This is a genomic window from Bordetella genomosp. 7 (assembly GCF_002261265.1).
GTDB lineage: Bacteria > Pseudomonadota > Gammaproteobacteria > Burkholderiales > Burkholderiaceae_B > Bordetella_A.
In genome coordinates this window covers 389,496-410,398 of sequence record NZ_NEVK01000008.1, presented here as the reverse complement: position 1 = coordinate 410,398, position 20,903 = coordinate 389,496, and the positions used below count along the sequence as shown (strand labels likewise).

Annotated in this window: 23 protein-coding genes; 8 read left to right on the top strand and 15 right to left on the bottom strand. The window is 66.4% G+C overall.

Annotated elements, in window-relative coordinates; all coding sequences use genetic code 11:
* Positions 1–443 precede the first annotated feature (443 nt).
* Genes CAL19_RS17800 through CAL19_RS17790 form a run of 3 tightly spaced genes read right to left on the bottom strand, consistent with a single transcriptional unit; the run spans position 444 to position 2,276 of the window.
* Positions 444–608 carry a hypothetical protein gene (locus tag CAL19_RS17800; RefSeq protein ID WP_094797563.1) on the bottom strand — a complete coding sequence of 55 codons (165 nt, stop codon included), beginning with the start codon at positions 606–608 and terminating at the stop codon, positions 444–446.
* A 10-nt stretch (positions 609–618) separates the two neighbouring features.
* Positions 619–1,419 carry a type III pantothenate kinase gene (locus CAL19_RS17795; protein WP_026640756.1) on the bottom strand — a complete coding sequence of 267 codons (801 nt, stop codon included), beginning with the start codon at positions 1,417–1,419 and terminating at the stop codon, positions 619–621.
* Entirely contained in the window at positions 1,416–2,276 is an 861-nt protein-coding gene (locus CAL19_RS17790; protein ID WP_094797562.1) for a biotin--[acetyl-CoA-carboxylase] ligase, read from the bottom strand. Before CAL19_RS17790 ends, CAL19_RS17795 begins: the two co-directional genes overlap by 4 nt.
* Before the next feature lie 90 nt (positions 2,277–2,366).
* Here CAL19_RS17790 and CAL19_RS17785 point away from each other — a divergent pair, with 90 nt between their 5' ends.
* The 6 genes from CAL19_RS17785 (at position 2,367) to lipA (ending at position 7,349) form a co-directional block, all read left to right on the top strand.
* Positions 2,367–3,020, top strand: a complete 654-nt coding sequence (locus CAL19_RS17785; RefSeq protein WP_094797561.1) for an alpha/beta hydrolase — start codon at positions 2,367–2,369, stop codon at positions 3,018–3,020.
* 145 nt (positions 3,021–3,165) lie between these two features.
* On the top strand, positions 3,166–4,410 hold the full coding sequence (locus CAL19_RS17780) for a D-alanyl-D-alanine carboxypeptidase family protein (RefSeq protein WP_094797560.1): 1,245 nt from the start codon (positions 3,166–3,168) through the stop codon (positions 4,408–4,410).
* Between the two features lie 52 nt (positions 4,411–4,462).
* A complete protein-coding gene (locus CAL19_RS17775) occupies positions 4,463–5,329 on the top strand; it encodes a D-amino acid aminotransferase (protein ID WP_094797559.1) in 867 nt (288 codons plus the stop codon).
* 20 nt (positions 5,330–5,349) lie between these two features.
* A complete protein-coding gene (locus tag CAL19_RS17770) occupies positions 5,350–5,625 on the top strand; it encodes a YbeD family protein (protein ID WP_026640751.1) in 276 nt (91 codons plus the stop codon).
* A 22-nt stretch (positions 5,626–5,647) separates the two neighbouring features.
* Positions 5,648–6,289 carry a lipoyl(octanoyl) transferase LipB gene (gene lipB / locus CAL19_RS17765; RefSeq protein ID WP_026640750.1) on the top strand — a complete coding sequence of 214 codons (642 nt, stop codon included), beginning with the start codon at positions 5,648–5,650 and terminating at the stop codon, positions 6,287–6,289.
* 61 nt (positions 6,290–6,350) lie between these two features.
* Entirely contained in the window at positions 6,351–7,349 is a 999-nt protein-coding gene (lipA, locus tag CAL19_RS17760) for a lipoyl synthase (protein WP_026640749.1), read from the top strand.
* Positions 7,350–7,500: 151 nt separating this feature from the next.
* On the opposite strand, the gene rfbC is transcribed toward lipA, so the two are convergent.
* The 4 genes from rfbC to CAL19_RS17740 are packed head-to-tail and all read right to left on the bottom strand — an operon-like array spanning position 7,501 to position 10,607.
* Positions 7,501–8,046 (bottom strand): dTDP-4-dehydrorhamnose 3,5-epimerase, encoded by a 546-nt coding sequence (gene rfbC, locus CAL19_RS17755; protein WP_026640748.1) that lies wholly within the window; start codon positions 8,044–8,046, stop codon positions 7,501–7,503.
* On the bottom strand, positions 8,043–8,954 hold the full coding sequence (rfbD, locus tag CAL19_RS17750; protein ID WP_038852540.1) for a dTDP-4-dehydrorhamnose reductase: 912 nt from the start codon (positions 8,952–8,954) through the stop codon (positions 8,043–8,045). The genes rfbC and rfbD overlap by 4 nt, the downstream gene beginning before the upstream one ends.
* Positions 8,951–10,012, bottom strand: coding sequence for a dTDP-glucose 4,6-dehydratase (gene rfbB, locus CAL19_RS17745; protein ID WP_026640747.1), 1,062 nt, complete (start codon positions 10,010–10,012; stop codon positions 8,951–8,953). The genes rfbD and rfbB overlap by 4 nt, the downstream gene beginning before the upstream one ends.
* 34 nt (positions 10,013–10,046) lie before the next feature.
* A complete protein-coding gene (locus CAL19_RS17740) occupies positions 10,047–10,607 on the bottom strand; it encodes a cob(I)yrinic acid a,c-diamide adenosyltransferase (RefSeq protein ID WP_026640746.1) in 561 nt (186 codons plus the stop codon).
* A gap of 146 nt (positions 10,608–10,753) precedes the next feature.
* Here CAL19_RS17740 and CAL19_RS17735 point away from each other — a divergent pair, with 146 nt between their 5' ends.
* Positions 10,754–11,077, top strand: a complete 324-nt coding sequence (locus CAL19_RS17735) for a copper-binding protein (RefSeq protein ID WP_026640745.1) — start codon at positions 10,754–10,756, stop codon at positions 11,075–11,077.
* Between the two features lie 77 nt (positions 11,078–11,154).
* Here CAL19_RS17735 and hslU read toward each other — a convergent pair whose 3' ends face one another.
* The 5 genes from hslU to CAL19_RS17710 form a co-directional block, all read right to left on the bottom strand.
* Entirely contained in the window at positions 11,155–12,489 is a 1,335-nt protein-coding gene (hslU, locus tag CAL19_RS17730) for an ATP-dependent protease ATPase subunit HslU (protein ID WP_094797558.1), read from the bottom strand.
* A 33-nt stretch (positions 12,490–12,522) separates the two neighbouring features.
* Positions 12,523–13,062: an ATP-dependent protease subunit HslV gene (gene hslV, locus CAL19_RS17725; protein WP_026640743.1), complete on the bottom strand. Its 540-nt coding sequence runs from the start codon at positions 13,060–13,062 to the stop codon at positions 12,523–12,525.
* A gap of 159 nt (positions 13,063–13,221) precedes the next feature.
* Positions 13,222–13,686 (bottom strand): RNA polymerase-binding protein DksA, encoded by a 465-nt coding sequence (gene dksA / locus CAL19_RS17720; RefSeq protein WP_038852538.1) that lies wholly within the window; start codon positions 13,684–13,686, stop codon positions 13,222–13,224.
* A gap of 56 nt (positions 13,687–13,742) precedes the next feature.
* On the bottom strand, positions 13,743–14,849 hold the full coding sequence (locus CAL19_RS17715; protein WP_094797557.1) for a CobW family GTP-binding protein: 1,107 nt from the start codon (positions 14,847–14,849) through the stop codon (positions 13,743–13,745).
* Positions 14,850–15,143: 294 nt separating this feature from the next.
* On the bottom strand, positions 15,144–15,656 hold the full coding sequence (locus CAL19_RS17710; RefSeq protein ID WP_026640740.1) for a Fur family transcriptional regulator: 513 nt from the start codon (positions 15,654–15,656) through the stop codon (positions 15,144–15,146).
* 134 nt (positions 15,657–15,790) lie between these two features.
* Between CAL19_RS17710 and CAL19_RS17705 the strand changes: the two genes are divergently transcribed.
* Positions 15,791–17,842, top strand: coding sequence for a TonB-dependent receptor domain-containing protein (locus tag CAL19_RS17705; RefSeq protein WP_094797556.1), 2,052 nt, complete (start codon positions 15,791–15,793; stop codon positions 17,840–17,842).
* A 434-nt stretch (positions 17,843–18,276) separates the two neighbouring features.
* Here the strand turns inward: CAL19_RS17705 and xerC are convergent, their stop codons facing one another.
* Genes xerC through dapF form a run of 3 tightly spaced genes read right to left on the bottom strand, consistent with a single transcriptional unit; the run spans position 18,277 to position 20,897 of the window.
* The gene (gene xerC / locus CAL19_RS17700) at positions 18,277–19,254 is read right to left on the bottom strand and encodes a tyrosine recombinase XerC (protein WP_094797555.1); all 978 of its coding nucleotides are present in this window, start codon (positions 19,252–19,254) and stop codon (positions 18,277–18,279) included.
* A 41-nt stretch (positions 19,255–19,295) separates the two neighbouring features.
* The gene (locus CAL19_RS17695; protein WP_094797554.1) at positions 19,296–19,970 is read right to left on the bottom strand and encodes a DUF484 family protein; all 675 of its coding nucleotides are present in this window, start codon (positions 19,968–19,970) and stop codon (positions 19,296–19,298) included.
* A gap of 12 nt (positions 19,971–19,982) precedes the next feature.
* On the bottom strand, positions 19,983–20,897 hold the full coding sequence (gene dapF, locus CAL19_RS17690) for a diaminopimelate epimerase (RefSeq protein WP_026640736.1): 915 nt from the start codon (positions 20,895–20,897) through the stop codon (positions 19,983–19,985).
* Positions 20,898–20,903 lie beyond the last annotated feature (6 nt).

The window sequence follows — 20,903 nt, the reverse complement described above, 5'->3', positions numbered from 1 at the left end:
GTGTCTGACACCCAGGGGTGTCTGACACCCCTGGGTGTCAGACACCGTATGGCGTGGATGCATTTCCCGCCGCGGCGTTTCAGGGGTGTCTGACACCCTTGGGTGTCAGACACCGTATGGTGTGGATGCATTTCCGGTCGCGGCGTTTCAGGGGTGTCTGACACCCTTGGGTGTCAGACACCGTATGGCGTGGATGCATTTCCCGTCGCGGCGTTTCAGGGGTGTCTGACACCCTTGGGTGTCAGACACCGCATGGCGTGGAGGCATTTCCTGTCGCGGCGTTTCAAGGGTGTCTGACACCCCCTGGGTGTCAGACACCGTATGGTGTGGAAGCATTTCCCGCCGCGGCATTGCAAGGGTGTCTGACACCCTTGGGTGTCAGACACCGTACAAAGCGGCACACGCCGTGAAAATCGCACGCCGCCTGGTGAGCCGGCGGTAGGTCAGCCTGCCTGGCGGGGTGTCAGTGTCACGCGGTCGGCGTTCAGTTCCCGCCCGGCGTTTGCACGGTCGCGGCCGGCGTCGTCGGGACGGGCGCCCAGCCAGCCCTGGCCCAGGGCATACACCCACAGGTTGGCCGCCACGATCAGCAAGAACAGTATGCGCATCGCATGCCCCTCAGAATGACAGCGGGTCGGGCTGTCCGGCCAGCAGCGCCAGGCCGTCCAGCACCGGGCGGTCCAGGTACACCGGCGCGGGCGGCTGGCCGGCGGCCTTGCCGGCCAGGGCCAGCAGCATCTCGGTCTCGGCCTGCACTTCGGGCCAGCCGCCGCCTGCCACATAAAGCTGGGCAGGGCGGCCGCAGCGCTGGCTGGCGGCCAGCCACTGGCGCATCACGGCGCCCGCCTGGGCGGCGGCGATACCCGACGCAATGGCCCGGTGCGTATCCAGGGGAAAGTCGACAACCTGGCCGTCGGCCACGGGCAGGTTGGCGGTGCCGCGCGCCAATGAATTGCGCATCAGCGCCGGCCCGGGCAGGATCAGCCCGCCGATGAATTCGTTGTCGGCGCCGACAGTGTCGATGGTCGTGGCCGTGCCGAACGACGCCAGCACGAATGGCGCGTGGTCTTGCGGCAGGCGGCCCAGCACGCCCAGCAGGGCCACCAGCCGGTCCGAGCCCAGTTGCGATGGCTGCGTGTAGCCGTTGCGCAGGTGCAGCAGCCGGGCGCGCGAGGTTACCCAGTGCACCGGGCACCCATGGCGCGCCAGGGCGGCGCGGATGCCGGCTCCGCGCTCCGGGCCCGCCACATTGACCCCCAGGGCCAGCCCGGGCGTGCGGCCCAGCGTGCCCAGCCAGTCGCCCAGGGCGTCGGGATCGAGGTTGTCGAACGCCACGGCGGCCGGTTCGCGAGCGGCGGCGGGCGCATCCAGCCAGCCTACCTTCAGGCGGCTGTTGCCGGAATCGATCAGCAGGATCATGAGCGGTTCCCCGCCAGGGCGGCCGTGGGCCGGATCGAGATTTCGCCCACGGATACGGGCACCCGTTCGCTGGCCGTCTGGATATACAGCCGGCCGTCGTCGCTCAGGCCGTCGGCCGTGCCGCTGAACAACACGGCGCCCTGGTCGATGACATTGACCTCGCGGCCCTTCAGTGCGTCCACGGCGGCGTAGCGGCGCTGGAATGCGGCAAAGCCGCCGGTTTCGAATTCGCGTACCGCCGCCTGCCACGCCCGCGCCACGGCGCTGACGATATCGGCGGCGGCGGCCGCCGCGCCGCCCGCCTGCTCGGCCACCAAGGTCCAGTCGGCCACGGGCCGCCCCAGCGCCTGCGACAGGGTGTCGGCGTCCCGCAGGTTCACCCCCATGCCGATGACGACGGCATAGCCGCCCGGCACGGCGGGGTCGCGCGTGGTTTCGACCAGCACGCCGGCCAGTTTGGCGTCGTGCCATTGAATGTCGTTGGGCCACTTGACGCACAGCACCGGCGCGCCGCCCGCCAGGCTGCGCAGCGCTTCGCACGCGGCCATGCCGGCCAGCGGCGACAGCGCCGGCAGGCGGCTGGCCGGCATGCGTACCGGAAACGCACAGGAAAACATCAGCGCCGCTCCGCTGCGGTTCTGCCAGGGTCGCCCGGCGCGGCCGCGGCCGGTCTGCTGCAGGTGCGTGCCCAGCAGCCACGTGCCGGCTCCCGCGCGGGCGCGCGCCAGCAGGTCGGCGTTGGTGGAGCCGGTGCTGGCCGTCCACGCGATGGACTGGAAGTCTTCCAGCCGCGCGGACAGCTCGCGCGCCAGCGCATCGGGCGCGGGCAGATCGGTGTGGCGGGCGTCAGTAAGCATGGGCGCGATTGTAGGGCACCGCGACCGCCTTTACGGCGCAGGCGGGGTTGGTAACATGCAGGCTGCCAACCCTATTTTGACGCTTTTCCCATGTCTGCACGTACCGACACCGAAACCTACACCGGCGAGGCCGGTGTCATTGATTGCGCCATCGACCGACCCGCCGGGTCGCCCCGAGGCTGGGCCCTGGTGCTGCATCCGCATTCGCTGCAGGGAGGCGCCCGCGATAACAAGGTGGTCACCACCATCGCGCGCGCCTGCGTGCAACAAGGCCTGATGGCCGTGCGGCCGGACTTCCGCGGCGTGGGCAAGTCGGAAGGCCAGTTCGACAAGGCGCGCGGCGAAACGCGCGACATGCTGGGGTTGGTGGCCCAGGTGCGCGAACGCTACCCCGAGCTGGCCCAGGCGCCTTGGGTGCTGGCCGGGTTTTCGTTCGGCACGGCCGTGGCCGCGCAGACCTACGCGGGCCTTGCCGCGGCCGGCGACACCGCGCTGCCCGCCGCGTTGATGCTGATGGGGGCCGCCGTGCAGCGTTTTCAGGAACAGGAAGTCGACGTGCCTGCCGATACCCTGATGGTGCATGGCGAGCAGGACGAAGTGGTGCCGCTGTCGGAAACGCTCGACTGGGCGCGCCCGCGCGACGTGCCGGTGGTCGTGGTGCCGGGCGCATCGCACTTTTTCCACGGCAAGCTCCTGGTGCTGCGCGCACTGGTGAACGCCCGCCTGAAAGTGGCCCTCGATTGACGCGCGGCGCGCCGATGGGCGCCCCTGGCGCTGCCATGCCGGCATGGCAAGGAACATTATCGCGCCCGTGCAGTCTTATCCCGCTCCTATAATGTTGCAGCTTTGCGCCCGCTGGGCGGCTCTTGACCGTGGAATCTTCGTGCTAATGAAAATAAACCGTATCCGTCCGACTTCCGTTGTGTTCACTCGCCAGGCCGTGGCCGGCGCCGTCCTGTCTGCGCTGATGTACGCGTCGGCGCCGGCGTGGGCACAACAGCAGCCGGCGGCGCCCGTGTCCAGCACCGCGCCTGCCGCGGCGGCGACGACACCTGTGGTGGAACTGTCGGCCGTGCCCGCGCCCACCATCGCGGCGCGCGCATGGATCACCGTCGATGTCACCAGCGGTCAGGTGCTTGCCGCATCCAACCCCGATACGCAGATCGAGCCGGCGTCGCTGACCAAGATCATGACGGCGTATGTGGTGTTCAACGCCCTGAAAGAAAAGCGCATCACGCTCGAGCAGCAGGTGCCTGTTTCCGAGCAGGCATGGCGCACGGGCGGTTCCCGCATGTTCATCGAGCCGCGCAAGCCCGTTACCGTTGACGAACTTCTGCAGGGCGTCATTGTGCAATCGGGCAACGATGCGTCCGTGGCGCTGGCCGAAGCCGTGGGCGGCAGCGAGTCGGCGTTCGCCGCCATCATGAACCAGGAAGCCCAGCGGCTGGGCATGACGCGCACGCACTTCATGAACGCCACGGGGCTGCCCGACCCGCAGCACATCACCACCGTGGCCGACCTGGCCTTGTTGTCGGCCGCGCTGATCCGCGACCATCCCGAGTACTACCACTACTACAAGCAAAAAGAATTTACGTACAACAAGATCACCCAGCCCAATCGCAACCGCCTGCTGTGGGCCGACCCCTCGGTCGACGGCATGAAGACGGGCCACACTGACGCCGCGGGCTATTGCCTGGTGTCTACCGCCATACGTGGCGACCGCCGCGTGCTCAGCGTGCTGGCCGGCGCCGACAGCGAGGCCACGCGCGCCGAAGAAAGCCTGAAGCTGCTCAACTGGAGCTTCCAGAATTTCGACACCGTGACGCTGTACGACAAGAGCCAGCCGGGCGTCGATGCGCGCGTCTGGGAAGGCACCGTTGAAACGGTCAAGCTCGGGCCTCCCAACCCCGTGTCGCTGACCGTGCCGCGCGGCAAGGCGGGCGATATCAAGCCCGTGGCGCAGCGCACCGATCCGCTGGTGGCGCCGCTGTCCAAGGGCCAGCAGGTCGGCACCCTGCAGCTCACGCTCGACGGCAAGGTGCTGCGCACCGAACCGCTGGTGGTGCAAGACGCGGTCGAGCGCGCCGGGTTCTTTGGCCGTCTGGTCGATATGGTCAAGCGCAAGTTCCAGTAACCCTTTTTTTACGGGGCGGCGTTGCCGCCCCGGATCTTTTCAGGAGCCATCCATGATTCCGGGCATGCCGGGCGACAGCCAGGTATATCTCAACGGTGAATTCACGCGGGCCGACCAGGCCAGGATCTCGGTGCTGGACCGGGGGTTCATTTTCGGCGACGGCATCTACGAAGTCGTGCCGGTGTACAACGGCAAGCCATTCCGCATGGCCGAACACCTGGACCGGCTCGACCGCAGCCTGAAGGCGCTGCGCATCGCGCAACCCATGTCGCGCGACGCGTGGGTCGACGTCATCGGCGAACTGGCGCGCCGTTCGGCCACCCCTACGTGCATCGTGTACCTGCAGGTCACGCGCGGCGTATACAAGCGCGACCACGCCTTCCCGCCGCAGGACATCGCCCCCACGGTGTTCGGCATGGCCACCGTGTTCAACCCGCCGTCGGCGGCGCAGCGCGAAAAAGGCGTCAGCCTGATCAGTATTCCGGACGAACGCTGGCTGCATTGCGAAATCAAGTCGGTCTCGCTGCTGGGCAACGTGCTCGCGCGGCAGCAAGCGGTGGATGCGGGCGTGGACGAAGTGGCGCAGTTCCGCGATGGCTTCCTCACCGAAGGCTCTTCCAGCAATATCTGGGTGGTTTCCGGCGGCAAGCTGCTGGCGCCGCCCAAGAACAACCTTATCCTGGAAGGCATTCGCTATGGCCTGATGGGCGAGCTGGCCGAGGAAGCCGGTATCGATTTCGAGGCGCGGCCATTGTCGCAGCAAGAAGTCGCCAACGCGGATGAGCTGATGGTGACCTCTGCCACCAAAGAGGTGCTGCCGGTGACCACGCTGGACGGCAAGCCGGTGGGCAGTGGCAAACCTGGCCCCGTTTATGCCCGGCTGCGTGCGGGGTATGATGCCCGTATCGCCGCCCTGTGAGCCAGCGCGCCGAGCCGACCATGCACCATATCCCTCCCGAAGAGTCCCTGATCGAATACCCGTCGGACTTTCCCATCAAGGTAATGGGAAAGCAGCACCCCGACTTTGCCCAGACCATGACCGACGTGGTGCGGCAATTCGATCCGGGCTTCGATCCCGCCACGGTGGAAATGCGCCCCAGCAAGGGTGGCAATTACGTGGGGCTGACGTTCACCGTGCGGGCCACCTCTCGAGAGCAGCTCGATAACCTGTATCGCGCGCTGCACGGGCACCCCATGGTGTCCATCGTGCTGTAACGCAAACCGCCAGGCGCGCGCCATGATCCGGTGGCTGACCCGACCGGCCGATTACGCCGCGGTCTGGCACGACATGCAGGCCTTCACGGCCGCGCGCGCCCGCCACACGCCCGACCAGGTCTGGTTGTGCGAACACGCCCCGGTGTACACCCTGGGGCAGGCGGGCAAACCCGAACACCTGTTGAACCCGGGCGACATTCCCGTGGTGATGTGCGATCGCGGCGGCCAGGTCACCTACCACGGGCCGGGGCAGGTGGTGGCCTATGCGTTGTTCGACCTGCGGCGCGCGGGCCTGTTTGTGCGCGAATACGTGCGGCTGCTCGAAGACGCCGCCATAGGCACGCTGGCCGACTTCGGCGTGGCCGATGCGTGCCGGCAGCCGGGCGCGCCCGGCGTGTACGTGCCGCGCGGGCCCGGCGGCGAGCTGGCCAAGATCGCCGCGCTGGGCATCAAGATCCGCAATGGCTACGCGTATCATGGGGTGGCGCTGAACGTCGACATGGACCTCGCGCCTTTCCTGGGCATCAACCCCTGCGGCTACGCCGGCCTGGCCACCGTCGACATGGCCGCGTGCGGCGCGCGCTGCGACCTGGAGCGCGTCGGCCAGCGGCTGGCCGAGCGGCTGCTGGCCGCGTTGCCGGAGCCCGACGGGGTAACGCGCTAAAATGCCTTTTTTTACCGGACCTTGCCGCTGTCTGCCGGCGCGGTCATGACGAAGGTGACGAATGTCCACGCTCGAGCCCTCTGTTTCCCCGAATGATCCGCAATCCGGGGCGCCGGCCGCCTACGACGCCACCCAGAAGCAGAAGTCGCAGGCCAAGACGTCGCGCATTCCCATCAAGGTCGTGCCGGCCGAGCGCCTGAAAAAGCCCGAGTGGATCCGCGTCAAGGCCGCCGCGCCGGGCTCGCGCTTCTACGACATCAAACGCATCCTGCGCGAGCACAATCTGCACACGGTGTGCGAAGAAGCGTCCTGCCCCAATATCGGCGAATGTTTCGGCAAGGGCACGGCCACCTTCATGATCATGGGCGATAAATGCACGCGGCGTTGCCCGTTCTGTGATGTCGGCCATGGGCGCCCCGATCCGCTCGACGCCGACGAACCCGAGAACCTGGCGCGCACCATCGCCGCGCTGAAGCTGTCGTATGTGGTGATCACCTCGGTAGACCGCGACGACCTGCGCGACGGCGGCGCGGCCCATTTCGTCGATTGCATTTCGCGCATCCGCGCGCTGTCGCCCCAGACGCGCATCGAAGTGCTGGTGCCCGACTTCCGTGGCCGCCTGGAGCGTGCGCTGGCCATCCTGAACGCCGGCCCGCCCGATGTCATGAACCACAATCTGGAAACCGTGCCGCGCCTGTACAAGCAAGCGCGGCCGGGGTCGGACTACGCGCATTCGCTGAAGCTGCTGGCCGAGTTCAAGAAGCTGCATCCCGAAGTGCCCACCAAATCGGGCCTGATGCTGGGCCTGGGCGAAACCGACGAAGAAATCCTGCAGGTCATGCGCGACATGCGTGCGCATGACGTAGACATGCTCACCATCGGTCAATACCTGCAGCCGTCCGAACATCACCTGCCGGTGCTGCGCTATGTGCATCCCGACACGTTCGCGATGTTCGAGCGCGAAGCCTATGCCATGGGCTTCAGCCACGCGGCGGTGGGCGCCATGGTGCGGTCGTCGTACCATGCCGACCAGCAGGCCCATGCCGCGGGTGTGAACTAAGCTGTGCACACGCTTGCGCGCGCCGGCATGGCGTCCGTCGCCTGAGAGCCGGTGTCTGACACCCTACGGTGTCAGACACCTGATGGCACAACGATGACGCGCAGGCAGGTCTATTGGCCGGCGTCCGACATTGACGAGGCGCGCGCCGGCATCAATCGTAGGTGTCGGCGTCTTTCAAGGCCGCGCCGCGCTTGTCTTTGTCAGACAGAATGACTTCCCCGACGTCGGGCCAATCGATGCCGATGCACGGGTCGTTCCATATGATGCATCGCTCGTATTCGGGCGCGTAGTAGTCGGTAGCCTTGTACAGGGTTTCCGCCACATCGGTCAGCACCATGAAGCCGTGCGCAAAACCTTCGGGCACCCATAGCTGGCGCTTGTTGTCGGCCGACAGGACAGCCCCCGTCCATTTGCCGAACGTGGGCGATGAGCGGCGCAGGTCCACCGCCACATCGAATATCGCACCCGCCGCGACGCGCACCAGCTTGGCCTGCGGCCGGCGGATCTGGTAATGAAGCCCACGCACGACGTGGCGCACCGAACGCGAGTGATTATCCTGCACGAACTGCGGCGTGCGCGCCAATGCGGCATTCAGCCGCGCGGCGTTGTAGCTCTCGAAGAAGTAGCCGCGCGCGTCGCTGTGGACGTCGGGCTCGATCAGCAACACATCGGCAATGGCAAGCGGCGTGACTTTCATGGCGGACTCTGCCGGGTTTCGTTCGCGTGGCGCACAAGGTCATCGATGGTGAGCTCGAGGTGGGCGGTCCAGTCGGGCAACTGCAACCCCAGGGCGGCGGCCAACCGGCCCGTATCGAGCCGGGAATTGCGCGGCCGGGGCGCCGGCAGGGGATAGTCTTCCGTGCCGATGGCCTGTATGCGCTGCGGTTGCAGCCGCAACACCATGCCCCGTTCATGCGCGCGCTGCACGGTGTGGCAGGCCAGCTGGTGCCAGGTGGTGCTGCCGGCCGCCGTCAGGTGGTAAATGCCATCGGCCAACTGATGTCTGTGGTGGGCTGCCAGCGCCAACGCGGTGACGTCGGCCACCAGCTCGGCCGATGTGGGGCTGCCGACCTGGTCTGCCACCACGCGCAGTGTTTCACGTTGGCGGGCCAGTTCCAGTACGGTCTTTACAAAATTTCTGCCGTGCGCTGCGTAAACCCAGCTGGTGCGCAACACCAGCGCGCGGCAGCCGCTTGCCGCGATGGCATGCTCGGCGGCCAGCTTGGAACGGCCGTATGCGTTCAAGGGGCGTGGCGTATCCGTTTCGATATAGGGCGCCGGCTTGCTTCCGTCGAAGACATAATCCGTGGAATAGTGCACCAGCACCGCGCCGCTGTTGCGCGCCTGCGCGGCCATTATCGCCACGGCATCGGCATTGATGCGCCGGGCGGAACCCTCGTCGGCCTCGGCGGCGTCAACGGCGGTATGAGCGGCCGCGTTCACGATGATGTCGGGCGACTGCGCGCGCAAGTATTCGGCCAGGCTGTCCAGATCGGCCAGGTCTGCCTGCGCTCGCGAGGGCGCGACGACGCGGCCCAGCGGCAAGAGTGTGCGCCGCAAGGCGTTGCCGATCTGGCCCGTGGCGCCCAGCAGCAGGATGTTCATGGCGCGTACTGCGTCTGCAACCAATGGCGATAGGCCCCCCCTGCCACGCCTGCGACCCAATCGGGGTGATCCAGATACCACTGCACGGTGGCGCGCAGGCCGGTGTCGAAGTCGTGCATCGGTTGCCACCGGAGTTCGCGGCGGATCTTGCCGGCATCGATACCGTAGCGCCTGTCGTGCCCGGGGCGGTCTTGTACGAAGCAGATCAGCTCGTCATGCGGGCGGTGGTCTGCGCGCGGACGCCACGCGTCCAGCAGCGCGCACACGGCCCGCGCCACCTGCAGGTTGCTGCGTTCCTGGTTGGCGCCGATATGGTATGCCTGGCCCGGTTCGCCCCCTTCGAGTACGCGCCGCAGGCCATCGCAATGGTCATCCACATACAGCCAGTCGCGCACATGCGAGCCGTCGCCATACAAGGGCAGCGGCCTGCCGGCCAGCGCATGATGAATCAGCAGCGGTATCAGCTTTTCGGGATACTGGCGCGGCCCATAATTGTTCGGGCAATGGGTCGTCAATACGGGCAGCCCGTAGGTTTGCCAATAGGCGCGCGCCAGGTGGTCGCCCGCGGCCTTGCTGGCCGAATAGGGGTTATTGGGCCGGTACACATCGCCTTCGGCGGCGGGCGGGGCGTCGGGCTCGAGCGACCCATAGACTTCATCGGTAGACACCTGCAAGTAGCGGAAGCCGGCGCGCGCGGCGTCGTCCAGCGACAGCCAATAGGTGCGCACCGCTTCCAGCAACTGGAATGTGCCGGTCACGTTGGTGTGTATGAATGCGCCGGGGGTGCGTATGGCGCGATCGACGTGCGACTCTGCCGCGAAGTTCAGCACGGCGCGCGGGCGGTGGGTGCGCAGCAGGCGCGCAACCAGGGCGTGGTCGGCGATGTCGCCCTGCACCAGCTGGTGCCGTGGATCGCCACGCACGCTTTCCAGGTTGCCGGCATGCCCGGCGTACGTCAGCTTGTCCAGGTTCACGATGGGCTCGTCCGTCTGTTCGAGCCATCGCAGAACGAAGTTGGATCCGATGAAGCCGGCGCCGCCGGTGACGAGGATACTCATGATGACGCGCAGGCAGGTCTATAAAGGCCGCCGTCTAGGGCTGCACGCGCGAATGGCGGCTCGTCCAGAACACATCGCCGGTGCCTTGCGCGCCATTGAGGTGGCGGGCCAGCACGAACATCAGGTCTGACAGGCGGTTAAGGTACTGGCGTACCGGCGCGTTCAATTGCTCGACGCGGCCCAGGGCGACCACGGCGCGCTCGGCGCGGCGGGCCACGGTGCGCGCCAGGTGCGCCAGCGCCGCGGCACGGCATCCGCCCGGCAGTATGAACTCGCGCAGCGGCGGCAAGGGGCCGTTGTAATGGGCCAGGCGTTCATCCAGGAAGGCCAGCTGGCCGGGCTCGATGGCCGTGTGGCCGGGAATGCATAGTTCGGCGCCCAGGTCGAACAAGTCGTTCTGGATGACGCCCAGATCGGCCTGTACGTCGTCGGGCAGGGACTCGGTGCGCAGCAGGCCGATGACGCTGTTCAGTTCATCTACATCACCCAGCGCGGCAATGCGGGGAGCGTCTTTGCCGGTGCGGCTGCCGTCGCCCAGGCCGGTGGTGCCGTCATCGCCGGTGCGCGTCGCCACGGCGGAAAGTCGGTTGCCCATTGGATATGCCCTGTCTTGATGGTTGCGTGATGAAACAATACCTTAGTGTAGTGCCAGCGCGGCGCGGCGCGAACGCGTTATCCTGTACCGGTATGTCTGGGTGCGGGGCCGGCGCGGCCTGCCCTGCGTTCACAAGGAGCCATGCCATGCATCAGTTGTACAAAGCGGCAGCCGGCGTGCTGGCGGTTGCCATTCTGGCCGGGTGGGCGACGGCGCCCGCGCGCGCGCAGCCGGCGCAGGCGGCCGCGCAGGCCAGCGCCACCGCCAGCGGCGAGGTGCGTCGGGTGAATCCCGGCGAAGGCAAGGTCACGATCAAGCATGGCGAGATCAAGGCGCTGGATCTGCCCGCCATGACACTCGTGTATCGGGCCGACCCGGCCCTGCTGGCCAACATCCGGCCTGGCGACAGCGTGCGCTTTACCGCTACCCGCCAGGGCGGCAACTACGTCATCACGCAGATCGGCAAATAAGAAACGGCGCGCCGCCGGGCCGCCGTGCCGCCGTGCCGCCGGGCCGCCGTGCAGCAGGTCCGGCGACACGCGCGACGCTATAGCACGTAGCGCGCCAGGTCCTGGCTGGCGGCGGCTTCCGACAACTGCGCGTCAACGTAGGCGGCGTCGACCTTCACCACGCCGCCGCTGCTGGATGTGGCATCGAACGACAGTTCTTCAAGCAGCTTTTCCATTACCGTGTACAGGCGCCGCGCGCCGATATTCTCGGTGCGTTCGTTAACCGAGAACGCCAGTTCGGCCAGCCGCTCGATGCCATCGGCGGTGAAGTCGAGTTGAACGTCTTCGGTGGCCAGCAGCGCCGAATACTGTTTGATCAGCGAGGCGTCGGTATCCGACAGGATGCGCACGAAATCTTGCGTGGTGAGCGAATCCAGTTCGACCCGGATGGGAAAGCGGCCCTGCAGTTCGGGAATGAGATCGGACGGACGCGACAGGTGGAACGCGCCCGACGCGATGAACAGGATATGGTCGGTGCGCACCATGCCGTAGCGGGTGTTGACGGTGGTGCCTTCGACCAGCGGCAACAGGTCGCGCTGCACGCCCTGGCGCGAGACATCGGCCCCGCCGGTTTCCTGGCGCGCCGCGATCTTGTCGATCTCGTCCAGGAAGACGATGCCGTTCTGCTCGACATTGGCGATGGCCGCGGCGCGCAGGTCGTCTTCGTTGACGCGCTTGGACGCCTCTTCTTCGACGATAAGCTTGAAGGCCTCTTTGACCTTCATTTTCTTGGACTTTTTCTTGTCGCGCGCAAGCCCGGCGAACATGCCGCGCAGCTGTTCGGCCATTTCTTCCATGCCCGGCGGCGTCATGACGTCCATTTGCGGCATGGGCTGGGCGATCTCGATTTCGATTTCCAGGTCGTCGCACTTGCCTTCGCGCAGCCGCTTGCGAAAGGTTTGCCGCGCATTGCTTTCTTCGCCGCGCACCGGTTCGCCCGACGCGCCCCGGGCCGGCGGCACCAGTGCGTCCAGGATGCGATCTTCGGCTGCGTCTTCGGCCTGCGTGCGCACGCGGCGCATTTCGAGCTCGCGCGTCTGCTTGATGGAATATTCGGTCAGGTCGCGGATGATGGTGTCGACATCGCGCCCCACATAGCCGACTTCGGTGAACTTGGTGGCTTCGATCTTGATGAAGGGCGCATTGGCCAGCTTGGCCAGGCGGCGCGCGATTTCGGTCTTGCCCACGCCGGTGGGGCCGATCATCAGGATGTTCTTGGGATGGATCTCATGGCGCAGCGGTTCGGGAACCTGCTGGCGGCGCCAGCGGTTGCGCAGCGCCACCGCCACGGCGCGCTTGGCGCGGTTCTGGCCGATGATGTATTTGTCGAGTTCGGAGACGATTTCCCCGGGGGTCATGGTGGATGCGGACATTGAGGAATCCTTGCGCCAGGCCAGGCGGCGGGCTTATTCGCCCAGTGTTTCGATGACGTGGTTCTGGTTGGTGTAAATGCAGATGTCGCCCGCTATTTCGAGCGCCTGCTTGACGATGTCTTGCGGCGGCAATTCGGTATTGCGCAGCAGCGCCAGGGCGGCCGACTGGGCATAGGCGCCGCCCGACCCGATGGCGGCCAGGCCATGTTCGGGCTCGAGCACATCGCCGTTGCCGGTGAGCACGAGCGTGTGTTCGGCATCGGCCACGATCAGCATGGCTTCCAGGCGGCGCAGCACGCGGTCGGTGCGCCAGTCGCGCGTCAGTTCGACGGCGGCGCGCATCAGGTGGCCCTGGTGTTTTTCGAGCTTGGCTTCGAAGCGCTCTTGCAGCGTGAAGGCGTCGGCCGTGGCGCCGGCGAAGCCGGCCAGTACCTTGTCGTGATACAGGCGGCGGATTTTCCGGGCGGTACCCTTGATGACGATGTTGCCCAGGGTGACCTGGCCGTCGCCGCCCAGCGCAACGCGGTTGCCGCGGCGCACGCAGACGATGGTGGTGGCGTGAAATTGTTCCATGCGTTCCTTCCGTTGAAGGGCTTAACTAAGGGCGAAATCGCGGATTTCAAGCGTGCAGCGCGGGTTGGCCTTGTACGATTATCGCCCCGCGGACGTAAAAAAGGCCGCAGCGGTAATACCGCGCGGCCTTGAACAGCGGAAAATTAATAGGGGACGCGATCAGTCGCCGTAGAGCTTCTGGCGCATTTCGCGGCGTTCCTGGGCTTCGAGCGACAGGGTGGCCGTGGGGCGCGCCAGCAGGCGCGGAATGCCGATGGGCTCGCCGGTTTCTTCGCACCAGCCGTATTCGCCGCTGTCGATGCGGGCGATGGACTGCTGCACCTTTTTCAGCAGCTTGCGCTCGCGGTCGCGCGTGCGCAGTTCCAGCGCGTGCTCTTCTTCGATGGTGGCGCGATCGGCGGGGTCGGGCACGAATTGCGTCTCGCGCAGGTGCTCGGTGGTTTCGCCGGCATTGGCCAGGATGTCCTGCTCGAGCTGCTTGAGCCGTTCCTTGAAGAACGCCAGCTGGCGTTCGTTCATGTATTCCGATTCGGGCATGGCCAGCAATTCTTGTTCGCTGGGCAGATCAATCGCCGTATCGCTCGTCGACTTGGTTGATTTTTTGGTTGCTGCCTTGGTAGCCATGAAAACACTCCACTATGAATCGATCCTGGCGCGCGACGCGCGTCTGGATTGCGGCGTTAGCCCGCCAGGCACTGCTCAAGACCCCGGGTGAAAATTTCCTGGGGAAGCTTGCGTCCGATGAAGACCATCTTGGTAGAAGGCTTCTCGGCCGCGGTCCACGGCTTGCCGGGTTCGGCACCCATCATCATGTGCACGCCCTGAAAGAGCATGCGCCGGTTGATGCCCTTCATGTACAGGATGCCCTTGTAGCGCATCAGGTCGGGGCCGTACACCTGCACCACGCCGCCCAGGAATTCTTCCAGGCGGGCCGGGTCGAACGGCTTGTTCGAGCGGAACACGAACGCGCCGATTTCGTCGTTGTGGTGGTGATGATGATGGTGGTGTTCGTGATGGCAATGATCCCCGCATTCGCCATCGTGGTCATGATCGTGGTCGTGGCCGTGATCGTGGCCATGGGCGTGGCTGTGCGCCGCGTCGGGATGTTCGTCGGCCAGGAAATCCGGGTCGATGTCGAGAATGGAATTCAGGTTGAAGCCGCTGATGTCGATGATGGACTTCAGGTCGGCTTCGCCGAAGTTGACCGGCGAAATCGGCGCGCGCGGGTTCATGCGCACCAGGCGGGCGCGCAGCGCTTCGTAGTCGGCGTCGTTGACCAGGTCTTTCTTGGACACCAGGATGCGGTCGGCGAAGCCAACCTGCTTCTGGGCTTCTTCCTGCGCATCGAGCGTGGCCATGCCGTGCTTGGCGTCGACCACCGTGATGACCGCGTCGAGCCGGTAGTACTCGGCGATTTCGTCGTCCATGAAGAACGTCTGGCACACCGGGCCGGGGTTGGCCATGCCGGTCGTTTCGATGATGACGCGTTCGAAGTTCAGTTCGCCGGCCTGGCGCTTGGCGCGCAGGTCGCCCAGCGTGCGCATCAGGTCGCCCCGCACCGTGCAGCAGACGCAGCCGTTGCTGAGTTCGACGATTTCTTCGCTGGTGTCTTGCACCAGCAGGTCGTTGTCGATGCCTTCGGGCCCGAACTCGTTTTCGATGACCGCGACGCGGCGGCCATGGAATTCGCTAAGAATGCGTTTGAGCAGGGTGGTCTTGCCGGCACCGAGAAAGCCGGTGAGGATCGTGACGGGGACCATTTTGTCCAAACTGCGCTGCGTATTCATGGCAAGTCGACGGCGAAAAGCCTGCGGGCGCATGGGGCGCCACTTGGCGGGGACAACGGGGCCGCAGTTGCGGCTGGACGCAGGATTACAGCACAGTCGGGGCAGGGGGGCAAACCCGGACCAACCCCACCCGCGCCCTGCGCAGGAACGCGGAAAAACGCGGCTGTAATCCGCTGGATGTCGTTATATGGGGATGAATTGCCGGATATCAAGCCCTGCCCGCGCGAGCCGGGCAAAAGGCCGGCTGCACCGACGCGCATCGACGCTGCGCCGTCACACTTGAAACAACACGATTCAGTGGGCGTGCCCGTGATGATGGGCGCCGCGCGGCTCGGCCTGGGATTTTTGCTGGCACTGCGGACACAGGGCCCGGATTTCGGTTTCGTGAGTGGCCAGCGTAAAGCCTGTGCGCGCCACGCGTTCGGCCAGTTGACGGCTCATGGCGGGGTCGCTGACTTCTGCTACCGCCCCGCACCCGGTGCACACCACCAGCAGGTCATGCGGCGCGCCGGCCGCGTCGTGGCAGGCTGTCCAGGCGTTGACCGCGTCCAGCCGGTGGATCAGGCCTTCTTCTACCAGGAAGTCGAGCGCGCGGTACACGGTGGGCGGCGCGGCGCCGGGATGCACCGCGCGCATCGCCTCGAGCAATTCGTAGGCTTTCAGGCTGCGGCCGTGCCGCAGCAAGAGTTCCAGCACCTTGCGGCGTATGGGGGTCAGCCGGCGCCCGCGCTGCTCGCACAGGGATTCCGCAGTGCGAAGCTGCTCGTCGACGGAATCGGCGCGGGAAGGGCGGGAAGTAGCGGGCATTACGCGGCAAGCCAGGCGGGCGATCCCCGGAAGGTATCAGAAAACTGACCTGGCGGGGGCGGCGGCGCGTTTCCGACGAAATCGATATGTTATATCATTCCGTAAATGTAATGTTATAACGTTAGGAGAACGCGATGCAGATACGACCCCTGCCGCTGGCCGCGGGGCTGGTGCTGGGCCTGGCATACCCGGTAGTCCAGGCGCGCCAGGCGCCGGCCGAGCCGCCCGAAGCGGCTACGCTGCCGCCGATTACGGTGTCGGCCAGTGCATTGGGGCTGGACACGCTCAGCATGGCGCAGCCGGCCGTGGTGCTGGACGGCCAGGCCCTGTTCGAGCGTCGCCAGGACACCCTGGGCGACACGCTAGGCGGCCTGCCGGGCATTCATTCGGACACGTTCGGCGGGGGCGCGAGCCGGCCGGTAATACGGGGGCAGACTGCGCCGCGGGTAAAGGTGCTGTCCGATGGCTCGGAAGTCATGGACGCCTCGGGCATCTCGCCCGACCATGCGGTGACGGTAGAGCCGTTGCTGGCCGACCGCATCGAGGTGCTGCGCGGGCCGGCGACGCTGTTGTATGGCGGCGGCGCGATAGGCGGGGTGGTAAATGTGCTGGATCGCAAGATCCCCACCGTAGTGCCCGAACGCGGTGTGCAGGCCGAGGCCGAGGTCCGGGGCGCCACGGGTACCGGCGAACGTGCTGGTGTGGTGGGCATTACCGCCGGCAAAGACGAGTTCGCCGTGCGCATCGAAGGCCTGAAGCGCCGCACCAGCGACTACGACGTGCCCGATTGGCCGGGCGGCGAGCTGGCCGGCTCGTACAGCCGGGCCTCGCAGGGGTCGGTAGGCCTGTCGTGGATAACCCCGCGCGGCTATGTGGGGGTGGCCTACACCTACCTGGAGAGCAAGTACGGCTTGCCGGGCCACAATCATGAATACGAAGGTTGCCACCCGCACGGCACGCACCTGCATTGCGGCGGGCATGGCCATGACGACCACGATCACGACCATGACCACGAAGAAGGCGAAGCCGCGCCCTACACCAAGTTGCGCAGCAACCGGCTGGACCTGCGCGCCGAGTACACCGATCCGTTTCCGGGATTCGAGAAGATCCGCCTGCGCGCCGGGCTGACCGACTACCAGCACAAAGAAATTGAAGGGGGCGTGGTGGGCACCACGTTCAAGAATCGTGGCTACGACGCCCGCGTGGAACTGGAGCACAAGCCGGTACACGGATGGCGCGGGGTGCTGGGTATCCAGAATGCCTACAGCGACTTCAGCGCCGAGGGCGAAGAGGCGTTCCTGCCGCGCAGCGACACGCAATCGACCGGCGTGTTCCTGCTGGAAGAATACCGTTGGGGCGACTGGCGGTTCGAAGTCGGTGCGCGTCAGGACTGGCAGCGCATTTCTCCGGAAGGCGGGCAGCCGCGCTCCAGCCAGTCGGCGACATCGGTGTCGGCCGCCGCCATCTGGGATTTCGCGCCGCAGTATGCCGTGGCGTTGTCATTGTCGCGTTCGCAGCGCCTGCCCACCGCGCAGGAGCTGTACGCCGACGGGGTGCACCTGGCGACTAATACCTACGAGATCGGCAATCCGGACCTGGGCAAGGAAACTTCGCACAACATCGACCTGACCCTGCGCAAGCACGCGGGCGATACGACGTTCAGCGTCAGCGCGTTTCACAACCGGGTCAGGAACTACATCTACGCCAACACGCTGGACCAGTACGAAGATTTCCGGTTGATTGAATATTCGCAGCGCGACGCGGAATTCACCGGCCTGGAAGGCGAGGTGCGCCACCAGTTCAGCAAGGTGTTTTCAGCGGCGGTGTTTGGCGACTACGTGCGCGGCAAGCTCACCGGCGGCCACGGAAATTTGCCGCGCATTCCGGCGGCCCGGCTGGGAGTGCGCGCAGATGCAACGTGGCGTCAGTGGTCGGGCGGGGTGGAATACGCTCATGTGTTCCGCCAGGACGACCTGGCGGCGTATGAATCCGGCACGCCAGGCTATGACATGGTCAATGCCGTGGTCAGCTATGGCGGCAAGCTGGCAGACGGCGCCGCGTACGATGTGTATCTGCGCGGAACGAACCTGCTGGACAAACTGGCCTACAACCACGCGTCATTCATTGCCAAGGCCGCGCCGCTGCCTGGGCGCAGCGTGCTGCTTGGCCTTCGCGTGACTTACTGACGGCAGGATCGGTGTCAGATGCCCGCCCCTCTTGCGCAATAACGTCAGGTGTCTGACTCCCGTAGGGTGTCAGACACCGATCCAGGCAGGCGTACGTTCGCCCCTCTGCGCACTAACGTTAGGTGTCAGACACCCTGCGGGAGTCAGACACCGGTCGAGGCAGGTGTACGCTCGCCCCTCTGCGCACTGACGTCAGGTGTCAGACACCCTGCGGGAGTCAGACACCGGTCGAGGCACGTGTATGCCCGCCCCTCTGCGCACTGACGTCAGGTGTCAGACACCCTGCGGGAGTCTGACACCGGTCGAGGCAGCCGTATGTTCGCCCCTCTTGCCCACTAACGTCAGGTGTCTCGCACTAACCAGGTGTCTGACTCCCGTAGGGTGTCAGACACCCCCGGATTGCGCTTGCGTACGGTGTGCCGTTGCGGTGTGGGTTACGACTTCCGGCCGGCGCGGGGGTGGGCCTGGTCGTACGCCTTGGCCAGGTGCTGGAAATCCAGCCGCGTATAGACCTGTGTGGTCGAGATATTGGCGTGGCCGAGCAGTTCCTGCACGGCCCGCAGGTCTTGTGCAGATTGCAGCACGTGGCTGGCGAAACTGTGACGCAGTACGTGCGGATGCACGTGCGCGGGCAGGCCGGCGGCCAACGCCAGCTTGCCCAGCTGCAACTGCACCACGCGCGGGGAAATGCGGCGCCCACGCGCGCCCACGAACAAGGCCGCCGCGTCGGGTTCGGCCGCGTTGGCCGCCGCCAACTGCGGCCGCACTTCTATCCAGCGCAACAAGGCGGCCAGGGCGGCCTGCCCCACCGGCACGGTGCGGCGCTTGTTGCCTTTTCCCAGCACCACGACTTCCGCGTCGGCCTGGTTCAGCCAGCCGCGCGATTCATATGTAGCGGTGCGTTCGTAGCGCAGGTCCAGGCCCACAAGCTCGGACAACCGCAACCCGCTGGAATACAGCAGCTCGAACATGGCGTGATCGCGCAGGCCGGCCGGGTCGGTGGTCAGGCGAGCGGCGTCATGGTCGAGCAGGGCCTGCGCCTGTTCGACCGACAGCGCCTTGGGCAGCGCGCGCGCGGCTTTGGGCGCGCGTATGCCGGCCACGGGGTTGCCCGCCAGGCCTGCCGCAGGCGCCCACCATTGATAGAAACCGCGCCACGCAGCCAGTGTGCGGGCGATGCTGCGCGGCCCCTGGCCTTGCGCATGCAGGCGCGCCACAAACTGGCGGATATGGCCGTTGCCCAGGCTCTCGAGGGGCAGCCCAGCCGCCTGGGCCAGCGCCGCGAGCTGAGCCAGGTCGCGCCGGTAGGCGTCCAGCGTATGGGCGGAATAACGTCGTTGCGTACGCAGGTGATGCAGCCAATCGTCCAGCGGCGCCGACAGGGCTGGCAAGGCAGGGCCGGCGCGGGTCATGATGGCAACGGGCGGTGCATGCCGGCGGCGGCCCGGTGGAGTCAGGGCTGGGCGGGCGCGGCCAGACGGCGCAGCGCGGCGGAGGCCAGCCTGCCAATGTTTTCGAGAAACACCGTGCCCATGTCGGGGCTGAAGCGCTCCGGGTCGTCCGAACCCAGCACCAGCAGGCCTACGCTGGGCTGGTCGGCGTCCAGGCGCAGCGGGATCAGGGCCACGGATTGCGGTTTGGCATCCAGCCAGCCGATTGCCTCGAAACCTGTGTCGGTGCCGCAATAAGGCGCCTTGAGGCTGTCGGTAAATGCGTGCACGTCGGCCGATACCGGTTCGCCATAGCCGGTGGGCGGCTGGCCCGGCAGGTTCCAGAGCCGCAGCGCAACGTGATTCAAGTCGAACTGCTCGGCCAGGCCCAGGGCGATTTCGCCCGGCAGGCGCTGTGGTTCGGATTCACCCAGCAGCCGGCTGCACCACAGCGACACATGTTCGCCGATCGCTTCGTTGGAATCGGCGTAGTGGGTCAGTTCGTTCAGGCGCCATTCGAGTTCGCGATTGCGCTCGCGCAGGGTGAGGATTTGCCGTTCGCCCAACGAAATGGCGCGCGCGCCATGCGGGTGCGGCACCTGCAGCGTGGCGAAGATGTCGGCATGCTGGTCGAAGAATTCGGGATGGTTCTGCAGGAAATCCGCGACGTCCTGGGCGGTGAAAGCGGTATCGGTCATGAGGGCGTGGGATCAGCGGCCAAGGGCCATGGAAAAAACCAGTTTGTCGATGTCGACCTGGCCGGTATAGACGGAAGCTGCAGGGCCGGTCATGCGCAGCCGTTCGCCGTTCCAGTCGACCGTCAGCGTGCCGCCGCGCGTTTGCACCCGCACCGGCGTATCGAGCAGGCCGCGCCGGATGCCGGCGGCCACCGCCGCGCAGGCGCCGGTGCCGCAGGCAAGCGTTTCGCCCGCGCCGCGCTCGTAGACGCGCAGCCGGATGGTGTGGCGGTCGACCACTTGCATGAAGCCGGCGTTGACGCGGCGCGCAAACCGGGGATGTTGTTCGACCAGGGGGCCGATGGCCGCCACCGGCGCGGTGTCGACGTCGTCGACCTGCTGCACGGCGTGCGGATTGGAGATCGCCACGGCCGATACCGCGACATTGCGCGGCAGCCCTGCCGGGGCGCCGGGCAGATCCAGGTGCCACAGCGTATCGTCGCCTTGCGCGGTGCTGGCCAGGCCGGCGGTGTCAAACGGCAGGGCGGCGGGGTCGAACCGGGTGACCCCCATGTCGACGGTGACTTGTTCGTCGGCGCCTTCGTCGAGTATCAGCACGCCGGTGGCGATCTGCGCGCGCAGCGGATTGCGGCTGGACAGCCCCTGTTCGTGGACAAAGCGCACGAAGCAGCGCGCGCCGTTGCCGCAATGTTCGACTTCGGAGCCGTCGGCATTGAAGATGCGATAGCGGAAATCGGCGTCGGGCACGGTGGCGGGCTCGACCAGCAGGATCTGGTCGGCGCCCACGCCGAAATGCCGGTCGGCCAGCGCGCGGGCGCGCTCGGGCGTCATGGCGATGGCCTGGCGCACGCCGTCGAGCACGACGAAGTCGTTGCCGGCCCCGTGCATTTTGGTGAAGTTCCAGATCATCTGGGGATTATCGCCCATTACTGC